Source organism: Leptolyngbya sp. FACHB-541, assembly GCF_014695875.1.
Lineage (GTDB): Bacteria > Cyanobacteriota > Cyanobacteriia > Elainellales > Elainellaceae > JAAUTN01.
The window spans coordinates 181,064-197,124 of record NZ_JACJPC010000110.1 but is presented as its reverse complement, the minus strand read 5'-3'; the positions used below and the strand labels follow the sequence as shown (position 1 = coordinate 197,124).

General features: G+C 49.1%; 13 protein-coding genes. 7 read left to right on the top strand and 6 right to left on the bottom strand.

What is annotated here, in order from left to right:
* Positions 1 to 37: 37 nt before the first annotated feature.
* Both H6G00_RS23425 and H6G00_RS23420 read right to left on the bottom strand, forming a co-directional pair.
* Positions 38 to 922 carry a mechanosensitive ion channel domain-containing protein gene (locus tag H6G00_RS23425; RefSeq protein ID WP_190798596.1) on the bottom strand — a complete coding sequence of 295 codons (885 nt, stop codon included), beginning with the start codon at positions 920 to 922 and terminating at the stop codon, positions 38 to 40.
* 125 nt (positions 923 to 1,047) lie between these two features.
* Positions 1,048 to 1,731: a fasciclin domain-containing protein gene (locus H6G00_RS23420; RefSeq protein WP_190798595.1), complete on the bottom strand. Its 684-nt coding sequence runs from the start codon at positions 1,729 to 1,731 to the stop codon at positions 1,048 to 1,050.
* A 301-nt stretch (positions 1,732 to 2,032) separates the two neighbouring features.
* Between H6G00_RS23420 and H6G00_RS23415 the strand changes: the two genes are divergently transcribed.
* From H6G00_RS23415 to H6G00_RS23400, 4 genes are all read left to right on the top strand, one after another.
* Positions 2,033 to 2,827: a glutathione S-transferase family protein gene (locus H6G00_RS23415; RefSeq protein ID WP_190798594.1), complete on the top strand. Its 795-nt coding sequence runs from the start codon at positions 2,033 to 2,035 to the stop codon at positions 2,825 to 2,827.
* Between the two features lie 283 nt (positions 2,828 to 3,110).
* Complete coding sequence (locus H6G00_RS23410) at positions 3,111 to 4,859, top strand: ATP-binding protein (protein WP_190798593.1); 1,749 nt, start codon at positions 3,111 to 3,113, stop codon at positions 4,857 to 4,859.
* A 675-nt stretch (positions 4,860 to 5,534) separates the two neighbouring features.
* Complete coding sequence (locus H6G00_RS23405; RefSeq protein ID WP_190798592.1) at positions 5,535 to 6,521, top strand: RNA polymerase sigma factor, RpoD/SigA family; 987 nt, start codon at positions 5,535 to 5,537, stop codon at positions 6,519 to 6,521.
* A 510-nt stretch (positions 6,522 to 7,031) separates the two neighbouring features.
* Positions 7,032 to 7,586, top strand: a complete 555-nt coding sequence (locus H6G00_RS23400; protein ID WP_190798591.1) for a hypothetical protein — start codon at positions 7,032 to 7,034, stop codon at positions 7,584 to 7,586.
* A 165-nt stretch (positions 7,587 to 7,751) separates the two neighbouring features.
* Here H6G00_RS23400 and H6G00_RS23395 read toward each other — a convergent pair whose 3' ends face one another.
* On the bottom strand, positions 7,752 to 10,511 hold the full coding sequence (locus H6G00_RS23395) for an SMC family ATPase (RefSeq protein ID WP_190798590.1): 2,760 nt from the start codon (positions 10,509 to 10,511) through the stop codon (positions 7,752 to 7,754).
* A 190-nt stretch (positions 10,512 to 10,701) separates the two neighbouring features.
* Between H6G00_RS23395 and H6G00_RS23390 the strand changes: the two genes are divergently transcribed.
* The 3 genes from H6G00_RS23390 to H6G00_RS23380 all read left to right on the top strand — a co-directional run bounded on the left by H6G00_RS23390 (position 10,702) and on the right by H6G00_RS23380 (position 14,227).
* Positions 10,702 to 10,914 (top strand): hypothetical protein, encoded by a 213-nt coding sequence (locus tag H6G00_RS23390; RefSeq protein WP_190798589.1) that lies wholly within the window; start codon positions 10,702 to 10,704, stop codon positions 10,912 to 10,914.
* A gap of 250 nt (positions 10,915 to 11,164) precedes the next feature.
* Complete coding sequence (locus H6G00_RS23385) at positions 11,165 to 13,315, top strand: glycoside hydrolase family 9 protein (RefSeq protein WP_190798588.1); 2,151 nt, start codon at positions 11,165 to 11,167, stop codon at positions 13,313 to 13,315.
* A gap of 366 nt (positions 13,316 to 13,681) precedes the next feature.
* Positions 13,682 to 14,227 carry a hypothetical protein gene (locus H6G00_RS23380; protein WP_190646179.1) on the top strand — a complete coding sequence of 182 codons (546 nt, stop codon included), beginning with the start codon at positions 13,682 to 13,684 and terminating at the stop codon, positions 14,225 to 14,227.
* On the opposite strand, the gene H6G00_RS23375 is transcribed toward H6G00_RS23380, so the two are convergent.
* From H6G00_RS23375 to H6G00_RS23365, 3 genes are all read right to left on the bottom strand, one after another.
* Entirely contained in the window at positions 14,224 to 14,412 is a 189-nt protein-coding gene (locus tag H6G00_RS23375; protein ID WP_190798587.1) for a hypothetical protein, read from the bottom strand. The genes H6G00_RS23380 and H6G00_RS23375 overlap by 4 nt on opposite strands.
* 325 nt (positions 14,413 to 14,737) lie before the next feature.
* Entirely contained in the window at positions 14,738 to 15,442 is a 705-nt protein-coding gene (cobO, locus tag H6G00_RS23370; RefSeq protein ID WP_190798586.1) for a cob(I)yrinic acid a,c-diamide adenosyltransferase, read from the bottom strand.
* The gene (locus tag H6G00_RS23365; protein WP_190798585.1) at positions 15,442 to 15,726 is read right to left on the bottom strand and encodes a hypothetical protein; all 285 of its coding nucleotides are present in this window, start codon (positions 15,724 to 15,726) and stop codon (positions 15,442 to 15,444) included. Before H6G00_RS23365 ends, cobO begins: the two co-directional genes overlap by 1 nt.
* Between the last annotated feature and the right edge of the window lie 335 nt (positions 15,727 to 16,061).

Below are 16,061 nucleotides of genomic sequence, written 5' to 3'. Positions count from 1 at the left end.
ATGAGGGATGGAGGAAAATTACCTTCATCCCTCATTCCTAATTAGGCGTTGTGCTACTTGCCGTCGGAACAGGGTCATTAAACTGCTGATCAAACAGGTAAACCGAGCGAATGGGATAAGGGATACTGAAATTTGCCTGGTCACAGGCTTCCTTTAGCGCCATCATCACGCGAGTTTGAGTTTGGCGCACATGCAACTTTTGGGGCAATGTCCAATAACGCACGACAAAATCAATTGAGCTATCGCCAAAGCTCACCACATCTACCTCAGCTGAGGGGTTAGACAGCACACCTTCTACGTCGGTGAGTGCCATCAGCAAAACCTGCACGGCTCTAGGAAGCGGGGTGTTATAGTCCAGTCCGATCGCCAAATCAGTGCGTCGATAGGGGCGATCGGTCAAAACTCGGATGGAACTGGTAAATACAGTCGCATTGGGAATGACAACCCGCTCCCCTTGGTAGGTGCGAATTTCTGTTGAACGAATATTGATTTGCTCTACAGTTCCTTCGTAGTCGTTCACCACAATTTGATCGTTCAACCTAAATGGCTCGTTGAGTAGCAGCAAAACCCCTGCTAGAAAATTCTTAAAGATATCCTGAAAGGCAAAACCGATCGCCACAGAACCCAAACCGAGTAGCCCGATAATGTCACCCAGTCCCAAATCGGGGAAGGCAATAACGCAAGCCAACAAAATTCCGGCGATCCAGGTGGTGACGTAGGCGATTTGAAGAATCAGCGATCGCAGCGAAGGGCTTTTAACGACTTTATCTGTGGCAGTTTGGGTGATTGCGCGAATCGGTCTAACCGCGTATCGAGTAGTGATTAGAATGGCGATCGCCAGAATAAATGAAGGCAAAAACTCAACCGCCTGAGCAATCAACCGCAACAGACTTGAGTTGATCGTTTGCACCAATTCACTCACAAGCAAAAGATAGAACTCAACCTAACCAGTATTACAGCGCTGGTCTGTATAAAGAAAACCCCGTGTCGTAGTAAGTCGGCACGGGGAAATGTCCAAGGAAACGTGAACTAGGAGGGGCAAAAGTCTTACAGGCTTGGAGGTAGGATCACCTGATCGACCACGTGGATCACACCATTGCTAGCGGTTACATCCGGCTGAACGACCGTTACTTCGTTCACCGTTACACCGTCTGCACTGACTTCAACAGTCACAGGCTCATTTGCTACGGTTTGCACTTCTCCTGACGTGAGCTCGCTAGAAGTGAGTTCACCAGGAACGACGTGGTAAGAGAGAATTTGTACTAGCAAGTCCCGATTCTCAGGCAGTAGCAACTGTTCTACAGTTCCTTCAGGTAAAGCCGCAAACGCTTCATCGGTGGGCGCAAACACGGTGAAAGGACCTTCGCCTTGAAGCACCTGATCCAACTCAGCCGCAGTTAGGGCAGCAATTAGCGTTCCAAAAGAACCGTTGGCAGTAGCTACATCAACGATAGTGCCAGCTTCAGCCGCTGCGGTCGGTTCTGCGGGTGTTTCCATTCCTGCCGGAGCTTCTGTCTCCATTCCTGCTGGAGCTTCCATTTCTGTCGGAGCAGGTTGGCTAAGATCAGCAGGTGCAGTGGGGGTTGCACCAGTCTGGTTATAAGGTGCTTCGTTAAAGATGCTAGGACGTGGATTAGCCGTCTGCGCCAGTGCGGGCAGCGCAACCAGGACACTAGCAGCGCTGATGCCTGCAAAGCCGAGGATTTTTTTGACTGAGACCCATGTACTCATGGAAACTATTCTCCTTTATGCCAAGTTTTTGTAAAGCATTATTGAGTAATATGACGTTTCCTTAAAGTCCCGGTTCCAGGCGCAGTTATCAGAATTGTGGATGAGTGAGGATGATTTCGGTCAGAAATAGCAAAATTGAGCCAATTACTTTCCATCCTTCGGTAGATATAAGAAGCGTTAAGTTATGTAGCGAAGCATTTCTGATGGAAATAGGCATCAGTATGTCTATTGATTAGAACCATCGTGCAATTGTCCTCTAGGTAAACATCGCTGATATTAAAGTCATTACAGGAGGTAAATCATGCTGGAACTGTACCAATTTGAGCTATCGCATTACGTTGAAAAGGTGCGGCTAATCCTGGACTACAAGGGGCTAGCCTACCGCAAGATTGAAGTTACGCCAGGAATTGGACAGCTAGAGCTATTCAGGTTGTCGGGGCAGCGCCAGGTGCCTGTGTTGAAGGATGGCAGTGAGGTCATTGCAGACTCAACAGCGATCGCCGAATACCTCGACCGAAAATATCCCGATCGCCCCATCATTCCAGCGGATTCCAAGCAGCGAGGGTTGTGCCTGCTAATGGAGCAGTGGGCAGATGAATCAATTGGTTTGAACGCCCGCAAGGTCATGTTAGGAGCATTGGGACAAGACCAGTCTTTCCGTAAAGCCTTTCTGCCTGCAACGACTCCTGATTTGCTTAGAGGGTTAGTCGGCTCAGTGCCCAATGAGATTTTTAGCGTTCTAGGTTTGGGTGTAGGTTTAGGCCCAGAGGCTCTCAAAACTGCTCAGGATGCCATGAAGCGGGATCTAGCCTCGCTCTGTTTCATTCTGATGGATCAGCCTTATTTACTGGGTGATTCTCCTACCCTGGCAGACTTTGCTGTTGCTGGACTAACCATGTACGTCAAGTTTCCTTCGGGTTCTTATCTCGATATCCCTGAGAATCTGAAGGGTAAGGGAGTTCCCGGCATTGCTGATGTTGGTACCTTTGAGCCGTTCTTTAAGTGGCGCGATCGCCTCTATGCCGACTACCGCAAATCCTCAGTTTCAACGGTTCCTCCTTCCTCGTCTGCCCCGACCTCAATCAACATTGAGTAAAAGTCACTAGTTCTACAGCCTGTGTAGGTTGGGTGAAGCACAGCGGACCCAACATCTTAAGGACATGTTAGTAGGCTGAGCACGAGTACCCCTTGTAGGGGCGGTTCGCGAACCGCCCCTACCTGATCTGTTTTTAGAAATTGACAATAAGTTGCCCATTAGACTGACGGACTTGGGAATCAAAAATTACGGTTAGAACGAATGTATTGAGAACGAATGTATTAATTAAAGGATATTCAAGTTACGATAGCTCAAAGGATTGAGCGATTGTGGAATAGATACCATGACAGAGAAACCTTTGGGTTCAGTCATTCAGGGTTCTCTCAGCCAAGGATTAGAAGTGCGGCTGCATCCCGATGTGTTGGTAGAAGACATGCGGGTTGGTAAGTTTTTGGTGGTGCAGGGGGTACGATCGCGCTTTTTCTGTATGTTGACCGACGTAGCACTAGGAACTGCTAGCCAACGCATCATGGCAAATCCTCCTGATCCTGGCAACACGTTTTTGCAAGAAGTGCTGGCTGGAACCGGGACTTACGGCACGATCAATCTAACGCCGATGCTGATGTTTACCCCAGAAGAGGTAATGCAGGATGAGAATGGCAGAGGTACCAAGCAATCCGGCAGCTATGGAGTGAGTTTAGAAGGGAATGGAGGAGGAAGGGCGATCGCCTCTCACCAGGCTCAAAGCAGTGCCAACATCGAACTGCTGCCCGTCAAAACGATTCCCAGCCACTTCAGTCAGGTATTTGATGCTAGCGAACGAGACTTTCGTGCCGTGTTTGGCTGGGAAGACGACCCGCATCGACGCAACTTTGCGATCGGGCAACCCATTGATATGGACGTACCCATTTGCCTAGATCTCGATCGCTTTGTCGAACGCAGTAATGGTATCTTTGGCAAATCTGGTACGGGCAAATCTTTCCTCACACGACTGCTACTGTCTGGAATCATTCGCAAACGGGCAGCCGTCAACCTGATTTTTGATATGCACTCTGAATATGGCTGGGAAGCAGCCAGCGAGGGCAAGCGCTTCAGCACCGTGAAAGGATTGCGCCAGCTTTTCCCCGGACAGGTGCAAATCTACACGCTTGATCCTGAATCAACCAAACGACGGGGCGTTCGAGACGCGCAGGAGCTTTACATTGGCTACGACCAGATTGACGTAGAAGATTTGATGCTCGTTAGAGGAGAGCTAAATCTTTCAGAGGCTAGCCTGGAAAACGCAATTATCCTCCGCAACGAGTTTGGTAAAGCCTGGATTACTCGCCTGCTAGCGATGACCAACGAGGAGATCCAGGAATTTTGTGAAACCAAGATGGGCAGCAAGTCGTCAATCATGGCATTACAACGAAAGCTGACCCGCTTAGACGAGCTGAAATATATCCGCAATAGTTGCCCGCATAACTATGTCGGACAAATTTTGGAGTCTCTAGAAGCGGGAAAGCATGTGGTGGTAGAGTTCGGCTCTCAGTCCAACTTGCTGTCTTACATGCTGGCAACCAACGTCATTGCTCGCCGCATTCACGCTAGCTATGTACATAAAGCGGAAAAGTTTTTGCAGACCAAGAATGTGAGCGATCGCCCCCAACAACTCGTGATCACGATCGAAGAAGCCCATCGATTCCTCGATCCTAGTACGGTGCGTCAAACCATCTTTGGGACGATTGCTCGCGAAATGCGAAAGTATTTTGTCACCCTATTGGTAGTCGATCAGCGCCCCTCTGGTATCGACAATGAAGTTATGTCTCAGGTCGGTACCCGCATCACTGCCCTGCTCAACGATGAGAAGGATATTGATGCCATCTTTACGGGGGTTTCTGGTGGGCAAAGCCTGCGATCGGTGTTGGCAAAGCTAGATTCTAAGCAGCAAGCGCTGATTTTGGGTCATGCTGTACCGATGCCTGTTGTGGTTCGCACCCGCCCCTACGACGAAACCTTCTATGCCGAGATCGGGGATACTCCCTGGGAAGAAATGCCGAGTGCGAGTGTTTTCAAGGCTGCTGAGTCTGCAAAGGCAGATTTAGGGTTTTAACTGAGTTTGACCTGAGCAGAACATTAAAAAAGTCTTAAGCTTAGTTCTCAGTTCGGTTATTACTCTGGGTTTTCACTACCTCTGTAACAGGAATTTAGTTCATGCTTATAGAAGTAGAGAACGTCTGTATGCCTTCTACCGAACCGCTTACAATTCAATCCAGCTGTAAACATCGTATACCTGACAGGTGCGCGGCGTTTACAAAAAACATCTTCAATTTCATCCAAAAGGATGAATCGCCGTCTATTTACTGGAGTCTAAACTTGTACTACTATTTAATTAAGTCAAACTCATAATGACTCCGAGTTTAGCTCGGGAGTTTGAATGTTGGTAGAAGCTGTTAGTTGATTCGAAGCTGGTTGATTTTCATCGCTTGTTTGTTGTTGAGATTGAGTGTTGAGATTGAGTCTGCGTCTTCAAAGTACGTCGCTTAGTTGGGTTTGTAATTGATTCTGGTATTGGCTGAGGAAGTTTAAAGCCTCAGCTAGTCTGGCTATTTACCTGTCCTCTGCTCCTCATTTGGGATAGGCATTCTGAAGACTTGATTCTTGCTAGAGCATCTGAGTTTATCTAGCCCATTTCCCAAACAGTCTTTCCTTTGAAAGCCTAACCCTTCTTTCTATTTTCTTTAGATTGTGTTCCACGTTTCATCTGACGGAGTTTACCGTATCACCCATGGCAACTGCAAACACTAAAACCAAGGCTGCTGCTAAGCCCATGTTTACCGCAGATATGGTACGCACATATTTGCATGAGATCGGTCGCGTGCCCCTGCTGACTCACGAGCAAGAGATCGTTTACGGTAAGCAAGTGCAGCAAATGATGGCGCTTCTAGATTCTAAAGAAGCGCTAGCTCAGGAGTTAGGTCGTGATCCTACCGACACAGAGTGGTCGAATCGGGTCAACCTGAGTGAGTCTGAGCTGCATCAGGTCGTCCGTCAGGGACAGCGGGCTAAGCAAAAAATGATCGAAGCAAACCTGCGCTTGGTGGTAGCGATCGCCAAAAAGTACCAAAAGCGAAATCTAGAGTTTCTCGATCTGATTCAAGAAGGAACCCTAGGGCTAGAGCGCGGTGTTGAGAAGTTTGATCCCATGCGCGGCTACAAGTTTTCCACCTATGCTTACTGGTGGATTCGTCAAGCCATCACGCGGGCGATCGCTCAACAAGCTCGTACCATTCGTCTGCCCATTCACATCACCGAAAAGCTGAACAAGATCAAAAAAGTTCAGCGCGAGCTAACTCAGGAACTGGGACATAGCCCTAGCCCAGCCGAGATTGCCAAAGCATTGGAGCTGGAGCCCGCTCAAATTCGGGAATACCTGATCATGGCGCGGCAACCTGTCTCTCTCGACCTTAAGGTTGGAGATAACCAAGACACCGAGCTACAGGATCTGCTAGAAGACGAAGGTGCGTCGCCTGAAACCTATGCTGCTCAGAAGTCCCTGCGTCAAGACCTGGAAGGTCTGCTAGCTGAACTCACACCCCAACAGCGCGAAGTTCTCGTCCTGCGCTTTGGTTTGGAAGATGGCAATGAGCTATCTCTCGCCAAAGTCGGTCAACGGATGAACATTAGCCGAGAGCGGGTACGCCAGCTTGAGCGTCAGGCACTTGACCATCTGCGTCGCCGCAAAGCCAGCGTGGGAGGCTACCTGGCAAGCTAACCGAGGTTGCAGCAGGCTTCTGGCTTGCTGATCCCCGGTGCCCCTGACAAGAGGCGATTTTAGTTATGATGAATAGCTTCCGCAGCACCCCAAAGGCTTGTCCTCGCGATCTGAAGGCACCTTTTGCGGGTGCTGTTTCAGTTGAATCCTAGCCGATCAGTCCATCACATGAATCAGTTGGATGAATCAATCGGGTGAATCAATCGGATGAAGCGAAGAAGCAGCATTTCGGCGTAAATTAAGGGCAAGCTACAGAAGAGGGGCGATCGCCCGGACAATTCCAAGAATTTGCCACATTAATTTCTGGAATCAAGAAATTTGCCGTTGTAGCTCAATGTAACGGTTGCAGCTATGCACCAAGAGCTTTGTTCTCAGGAAGGCAAATCATCCTAACGGTTATCCAACGGTTGTTCAAAGTCTTTCCTTAGTTGAATAGCTGTACATAGCTTCTCCAGTAAATTTGACAACAGCCTGATCTTCGATTTTTAGTTTTTTTGGGAGGAAACTACGGTGTTTAATTCATCTCTTCGCGCATTCTCGCCGTTGCGTACTCTCACACACGTTATCAATCAGCCGTTAGCTGGGTTGTTTCTCGCTCTGGGATTGGCAGTTAGTAGTTCTGGTGCTGTAGTGGCAACAGAGGCTCCAGAAACTGCCCGTGAGGGTCGCGTGTCAGTCGCTACTGCAGCAGCCGATGTCGGAAGTCTTCGCGCTCTACCGGATGGAGTTTACTTATTTGGTCAGTCTCCAGAACGTGAGCAGGTGGGTGCTGCTTACATGGTTTTTGAGGTAAACGATAGCCAGGTCGAGGGTGCGTTTTATATGCCTTATTCCTCCTTTGACTGTTTTAATGGTCAGTTTGGCGGGAATCAGCTAGAGTTAACTGTAATTAACAGCTACGAACAAACAGCTCATCCTTACGTTGTAGCACTGAGCGAGAATTCCTCAGTCGCGACGACGGGAAATGCGATCGCCCCCGTTGGTTTAGAGGGCTATCACCAGATTGAGCAAATGAGCGAGAATGACGAGCGAATTTTAGCAACCTGCCAAGCCGACCTGCAATAAAGAGCTTAAGCATGAGGCGGCGGTTGTAACGAGCTTGCATCTACCAGGCAGACAAGATTCTGCCCCTTCGGCAAACGGGAGTTAGGGAAACCGGACTCCCGTTCAAAAATCAGGAAGAGCGCACCCTGCACTGCAGGGTGCGCTCTTCCTGCTCTAAGACGACAATTATTCTCGCTCGACCAGGATGACGTTTTCGGTGACTTGCTCAAAGGTGTCGTCGTGGCTAATGACAAAAAGCTGTCGAAAAGTTTTGATATTGGCGATCGCCTCTGCCAAACTTGCTCTCCGAGGACGATCCATGTTGGTTGTGGGTTCGTCAAAAAAGGCGATATCGATGTCTGCTAGGACTCGCAATAATGCCAGACGCACTGCCAGCGCAGCACACATCTGCTCACCTCCAGAGAGATTGATAAAGCGACGAGAAAATGCGCCTTCCTGCACCATGATTTCGTAGTCTCGCGTCCACTCCAGTGCTACGTTTTGGCGGTTCATCAATTCCCGAAACAGCTTGTCGGCTTCCTGGGAAACGCTTTGCACGTAGCGTTCGGTAATGCGCGGCCCAGCTTCTTTGTAAACTTTGCGGGCAAAGGTGATAAAGCGGCGAATTCGCTCTCGCTGTTTCAAATCAATTTGGGCGCGATCGCGCTTTTCGGCTAACGCCCGAAGTGTAGTCAGTTGGTGATCTAGCTCGTCCAACAGTTTGCGCTGCTGAGGCAGTCCACCCATGATTTGGTCAGCCTGACTGCGAGTCGTGTTGTAAACGGCTTCAACCTGCTGCCACTGTTCTGGATCGTAGGTTTGAATGGTCTGATCGTAGTTAGTTTTGAGGGCAACCTGCTCGGTTTCTAACGTTTGCAGTTGGGCGATCGCCCCCTCCAGTTCAGCTTGCAAAGCTGGCAGAGTTTCAGCATCTTTTTGGTGCTGGAGATAGGTCAGGTAAGCAGGTTGATGGGTTTGACGCAACTGTTTTTGCTGATCTAGCTGCTCATCTAGCTCAGCAAACTGGTTGATAGTCACCTCTAAATCGGCAATTTTTTGTTGAATGCCTGCCTGTGCCTGTTGAAGCTGAGCAAAGGCAGATTGAATCTGGGACTGCTGCTGAAGCTGTCGGGCGAGAAGCTGACTGCGTCCACGCGGATCGCCCAACTGCTCCAACTTGGCTGCAAGCTGCGATCGCTGTTGCTTTAAAGCTGGTTCTGCTGTCAGTTGAGTTTGAAGCTGGCTGATGCGGCTGTGAACTTGCTCAGCTTCCTCCTGCCATTGACTCTGCTGCGCCAAACGAGCTTCTAACGTGGCAAACTCTGCTTGCCGTCTGTAAATCTCATCGAGCTGCTTTCTCACATCGCGTAGCTGCTGCTCAAGCTGCGGCAAAGAAGTTTGCTGTTCCAGATCTGCCAAAATGCGTTGCAGCGCATCCAACAGTTCGTCGTTTAGCTCAACTCCTGCCCGAATTGCATCTAGAGCTGCATCCACAGAAGCTGTTGCCAACAGCGGTACTATCTGCTGCATTTGCGCCAGTGTAGACAATGCTTCTTCTGCCTGAAGCTGGTGACGATCGCCCTTCTCTGTCCCCACTGTTATTAACTGCCGCATTGCTGCTTCAAACTGTTTTGCAGCAGCAATGCGGCTGAGTCTCTCCTGAAGGCGATCGCGCCGCTGCTCCAGTTCTGGAATTTGCCTGAGCGCCGTTTCTAGCGCCTGAATCTGAACAATCTCTTGGGTCAGCCGCTCCAGGCTGGATTGGATTTTTGTCCACTGCTTCGTCAGGTTTTTAGCTTCCGTTTCAGAAGCTTGAAGCCGCTGGAGTAGTTCAACGGTTGTGGTTTGCTGTTGCTCCAGGTCAAGCTGCTGTTGGATTAACGGCTGTAGCTGTTCAGCTTCCAGTTCAGCCTGCTTTAAATTTTCGAGCTGTACGGTGAGTCGAGTTAACTCCGTTTGCTGATCGAGCAGCATCTTTTGCTGAGCATCCCGCTGTTTGATTAAATTCTGACGGTTTCGCCCCTGCTGATCCAATTCTCTCAGGGCTGTCTCAGCTTGCAGAAATACCTGGTAGCCCTCGCGACTCAATTCACAGGTCTGGACTGCTTGCTGCGATCGCTCGACAGACTGCTGCAATAGCCAGTTTGCTTGCTGCTTACTTTCAAGCTGCGCGTCTAGCTTGTGCAACTGGCCTTCTAGCTGCTGCACTTGTCGCGCCTGAGCAGCCAAAGCGTCCTTCTCAACTTGCAGCTTTGCCAAATCTGTCTGCAATTGCCTAAGTGCTGCCTCTGCTGTTGCAATTTCCTGACTGATTTCCTGTCGCCGTTGTTGCAAGGTTTTCCAGTCTTTAAGCGAGTCTTCGTACTGGGCGATCGCCCCCTCCAACCGCTCAACTTCTGCTTTGCCGTACTTTTCCAGCGACAGCATTTGTTGATTGGTCTGCCGATATTCCTCTACTTTGAGAACTGCGTCAAAAATCGGCTTGCGTTTTTCTGCTGTTTGCAAAAAGTCTGCCGTGAAAGTTCCTTGCGGCACGCCAATCGTGTTAGCAAACAGTCGCCCCAAATCGGTTCCTGGAGCTACTCCTAGATGCTGCCGCATCCAGGGCATCACTTCCTCTTCGATGTGCTTGTAGTCGAGGCGCTGCCCCAGTTGCGGATCGTACAAGGTGTAGCCCTTGGTCGTGCAGCGCTGCACTTCGTAGGTGCGGGTGTCGCGGCTCGACACAAAAGCAACTGTCGCTTGAGCACTATTTGCCCCATTGCGAATCAGGTCTTCATTCTTGTACGAACCTCTGTAGTTAAACAGTGTCCAGGCGATCGCCTCCAAAATGCTGGTTTTTCCTGCGCCGTTTTCACCACAGATGGCATTGGTGCCAGGCTGAAACTGGAAGTGGCGATCGCTGTGCGACTTAAAGTTTTTTAATGTAACCGAGAGAATTTCCATGCAGCCCTATTTTACCTGGATGCCACTGACTCACTATTCTGACAAATTTGGCAAAGCCAGGACGATGGATCGCATCATAGGATCCGCCAACTGCTAGCTTCACCCCTATCAACAATTGCGATGCTATTACCCTGTAAGCCTTAGTAGGATACGAAACTGTAGGCATTTTAAGCAGAGCAGGAGATTTCTTATGAGATTAAACATTGCCATCAAAGACCAAAACGGCAAACCCTATAGCCTTCCCGATCGCTACGAGTTTGCGCCAGAAGAGCTGAATAAATTAGCCGCAGATTTCAGCGATCACTGTTCCGCGAATCGAGAACAGTCCGCTCGAAAAGGAGGCGTTTATAAGTGCACAACTGGCAGTGAGGAAAAATGCTGTTCCTCAAATTTGATGAAGTAGCTTACATCGGATGATTCCAGTTCTTTAGGCTGTTTATTACTCCTAAAACACTTGCTTGAGACGAACTAAAAGACTAATCTTTAAGCAACTGGGAACAATCTTTAAACAGATTTAGTCCCGAGATATACAAAGCGATTAACACAGTAGGTGCTTCTATTTTCTCTCGCAGAAATGAAGTACCTACTATTTTTTTTGAGCAAAAAAATCGCCAAGCTTTTGCTGTTTACTCACAGAAGGAAATTGACAACGAATGAATACTGTCGCCTTTTCCGTAAACAATGACTGGGGTAGCGGCTTCACTGGAGGAGTGTCCATCACGAACGGTGGCACCAGTTCCTTAAAACAATGGACACTAGAATTTGAGGCTCCTTTTGAAATTACCAATATTTGGAATGCTGAAATCGTCAGCAAAACAGGAAATCGGTATGTAGTCCGAAATGTTAGCTGGAATGGCAGCATTTCCCCGGGTCAAAATATTTCCTTTGGATTTAATAGCAATAAGTCAAGTGGAACGACCATTAAGCCAACTAACTACATTTTAAATGGGCAATCGTTAGGTTCATCTACGCCTACCCCCACACCTACCCCTGTTCCTGCTCCGACACCTACCCCTGCACCTGCTCCGATCGCCCTACCCACACTCTCGGTCGACGACTTCTCCGTTAAGGAAGGAACTCTTAATACCAACACCAACGCCGCATTCACCGTTAAGCTCTCTCAAGCCAGCACCAGTTCTGTGTCGGTCAATTACTCCACCGCCAATGGAACCGCTAGCTCTAGTTCTGATTACGGTGCTACTTCTGGCACCCTGACTTTCGCGCCTGGTGAAACTTCCAAAAAGATTGCTGTCACCATCAAGGGCGACAATACGGTCGAGGCAAACGAAACCTTTAAGCTCAACCTGGCTAGCCCTACAAAAGCTACGATTCGGGATGGGCAGGCGATCGCCACCCTCCTCAATGACGACGCATCCCCAACTCCCACGCCTACCCCAACTCCCACTCCCACCCCCCTCCCCCCACCCACTTCCGGAGCCCTCAACTACGGAGAAGCACTGCAAAAATCTCTGCTGTTTTACGAAGCTCAGCGCTCTGGTGCGCTTCCTGGTGACAATCGAATTGAATGGCGCGGCAACTCTGGACTCAAAGACGGAGCCGATGTCGGCGTTGATCTTACGGGTGGTTATTATGATGCAGGCGATCACGTCAAATTTGGCTTCCCAATGGCGGGTTCAATGACGCTGCTCAGTTGGGGTGTGATTGAATACCGCGAGGCTTACCAAAAAAGCGGGCAGCTTGATGAGGCGCTCGATTCCATCCGTTGGGGGACAGACTACATCCTCAAAGCTCACGTCACGGACAGCAATGGCACTAAAGCATTTTGGGGGCAAGTCGGACGAGGCGACCTCGATCATGCCTATTGGGGATCTGCCGAAAACATGACAATGCAGCGCCCTGCCTATAAAATCGATCGCCAAAATCCTGGTTCTGACTTGGCGGGTGAAGCTGCTGCTGCCCTCGCCTCAGCTTCTATCGTCTTCCGCTCATCTGACCCTGCCTACGCCGATCGCCTGCTTAAAAACGCCGTTCAGCTATTCCAGTTCGCAGACACCTATCGGGGCAAGTATTCTGACTCCATTCCCGATGCCGCGAATTACTACAACTCCTGGAGCGGTTACAACGACGAACTGGTTTGGGGCGCAACCTGGCTTTACAAAGCCACAGGCGACAAAAACTACCTCAACAAAGCCGAAAGCTACTATCAGGGCGTAAATGCAGGCTGGACACACAACTGGGACAACAAATCTCACGGTGCAGCCATTCTGCTGGCTCAGGAAACAGGCAATGTTAAATACCGCAACGATGTAGAAGGCTGGCTCAACAACTGGAGCAGCAAAACCGGCAGCGTCAAACATACAGAAGGCGGCATGGCATGGCTCGACCAGTGGGGTTCCCTGCGCTACAGCGCTAATACTGCTTTCCTATCAGGAATTTACAGCGATACGGTCAACAACGGAGGAGGGCGCTATTCTAACTTCACAGAAGACCAGGTCGATTACATTTTGGGCGTTAACCCCAACAAAATGAGCTACATGGTTGGGTTTGGGGACAAGTCACCCAAGAATCCTCATCATCGTGGAGCCTCTGGCACAACCAACATCAGCGACCCTACTGCCAACCGCAATATTCTTTACGGTGCACTGGTAGGTGGTCCGTCTGCTCCTAACGACAATGCTTACACCGATGCCCGCACCGATTACATTTCTAACGAAGTTGCGCTCGATTACAATGCTGCCTTTACAGGTGTGTTAGCTCGGATGTATGGCAACTTTGGCGGCAATCCGCTCACCGACGCTCAACTCAACAGCCTACCTGGTATTGAGGTGAACAATGGAATTTAACCCAGCAGGGTAAAACGGCTTTGCTAAGCAAATAAGGAGGGTGTAAGGGGCTTAGGGCGTACTCTAAAGCCCCAAAAAATATTTTGAGGAGCTTGCAAACCCCTCAAAGTCTCTCAAAGCGTGAGCTTAGGGAGTGAGTAAGAGTTAGCAACACAAGTAGAAGTTTAACAATCACCGTTTGCGATTAAGACGCTGATTAAGAGGCTGCATTTTGCAGCAGTACAATTTGCTAGAAGACGTAAGCTTAGTTACATCGTTATCTCTGTCTGAAAGTGGGTTTCATCTTTCTTTATGCCTAATCAATAATAGAATTACTGCCTCTAAAGCTTTCTCATGCGCCCTCCTCGCCAAAACACGATACGGAATATGCCATCTGCAGAAGAAGAGCGTTTGCAGGCAGAGCGGATGCGCGATGTGTTGCTGTTGTTGGATAACCTGATTCGACGAGAGGATGTAACGATTAAGGCAATTCTGAGCTGTCTTTATGACGTGGGTTCAGCAAACCTGATCAACCAAAAATTTCGCTCTCGTTCTCTGAATGGCTTGATGAGGCGGATTTCAACAATGTCTAAGCCAGCATTCAGATTCTTTGCAATGCGTTGGATTAAGAAAAACTGTCCTGAATTGATCACGAAATGGCTATATTCAAAGGCTTCATTTCGGCGATCGCCAACCAATGCTGTTAAAAAGCTAGAAGCTGAAGTTGTAGATGTTAAAGCTGTTTTGCTAGATGCCGAGACTCGTAGACAGGAAGTCAAGCTGCTTCGTTCTCAGGTTAAGTTGCTGACTGGTTTGTTGATTGGGGCAATTACGATTTTGGGGGGTAGTACCCTTTGGCTAGGCTACAGCCAGTTACCTGAAGCGATACCGTTGATTCAATCTGTTCGTGGCGATACTCAAGATCCAGATTAGTAGAAGCTTTCTAAAGTGCCTTGCAAGAAATCGACGGGTTGTCGCTCTATCAAGAAGCGAGCGCCGCCTGATTCTCGACGGTCTGGCAGCCCAACGTCAGGAGGAACATATTCTTGGGCTGCTAGCACTGCCGAAGCAAATACTCCAAGCAGCCAAACTAGGGTCAGGATAAGAGAAGTCGTCACAAAAAGTGAACGAGTCCGAATGCTGAGTCTCTTTTTATACATGCTGATTTTGCCCTGCTCATGTGCAAAGAAATGATGCAGATAGATTTCAAAGCAGCACAAATTACTCTGCATTGCAGAGATGGCTGCACACCCTGGGTTTCCCGGTGTTCGCAAAAAGTTTTTAAGCTCGGTTAAAGCTAGGCTATCCGCTCTTGTTTGGTACTGCCCAGTACCAGCACTGAGTCTTCAAATAAGAATTACACTTCAGTTCTATAAGGTGCAGAGAACTTTACTAAGATATGTAGCCCTGGCCAGATGATGAGTAAGAATCCTGCTCCTTGAGCTAGAACTCAATTCCAGCTTGTGCTTTGATGCCTTGCTCTTTGAAGGGATGCTTGATGAGCGTCATCTCAGTAACTAGGTCAGCCCGTTCAATTAACGCTGGGGGTGCGCCTCGTCCAGTTAGGATGACATGAGAGTTTTCAGGCTTTTGCTCTAGACCTGTCAATACTTGTTCAACTTGCAAGTAGCCCAGCTTGAGAGCAATGTTTACTTCGTCTAACAGTACGGTTCTAAAGTCTGAGTTATGGATGAATGAGAGGGCTTTTTGCCATGCAGCCTGGGCTTTTTCGATATCTCGCTGGCGATCTTGGGTTTCCCAGGTAAACCCTTCTCCCATTGCATGAAATTCTAGCTGAGGTAAACTGCCGTCTTTGGGCTCTGTCCAGGGGGCAAGGACTACTTTTTCGGCAGGCTCCCAGGCTCCTTTGATGAACTGGACGATCGCCACTCGATAGCCGTGTCCTAGCGATCGCAACACCATTCCCAGGGCAGCCGTTGTCTTGCCTTTGCCGTTGCCCGTATGCACAATGACCAGACCTTTCTGGTTTGTTTTGTCGGCTAACCGCTGCTCCTGAACCTGTTTGCGTCGCTGCATCTTGCGCTGATATTGCTCAGCCGTCAGTTCTGTGGGGGGCTGATCAGATGACTGGTCGGGTGCGGTTTCTGTGGACAGGCTTTGATCGAGATCGGGAGCGTTAGTTTCCATCAATCTTGTGTGTGAGATTCTACTTCGTCAACGAGTTGCGCCATGTCGCCCTGGTAATTTTGGTTGATGGCGATCGCCCTTTGCTTTAGGCGATCGGGTACATAGCGTAAATGCACCGGTAAACCGTGAGAGAGGAAAAAAACTGCGAGTTGCTCAGCATCAATATAAATTCCTTCTTGGTGAAGTCGTTGCAAGATGCCTTCAAAGGTCTGCCAGGTTGACTCTTGAGTTTGAGTCGAGCTTGGCACACAGCTCAGTGTGGATGAGGAGATGTAATCTGGCATAAGTGAGTAGCTCCTGAATCAGGATTTACTAGACTGAACCTTACAAGAGCCGAGCAAAGATCATAGTAAATAAGCTTGGGAAAAAAGCTTGGTTAGATTCATGCTACAGCAACTTGTCTAGGTAAGACTTTTATGTACTTCCAAGTACCCCTTTGATGGGATAGCGCGAGGGACTATAAGTGTTAAAGTAGAGTTATCTTTTATTGAGAAAGGTTGCACAGAGCGTTGAAACTCCTTGCTTTCACTGGGGATCCATGGATGCCCCTGTGGTATCTAGAAATGAAACTAAAGCGGAGACGGCGATGTGACCCAGCTCTCTCTTGGGCAGACCGCTG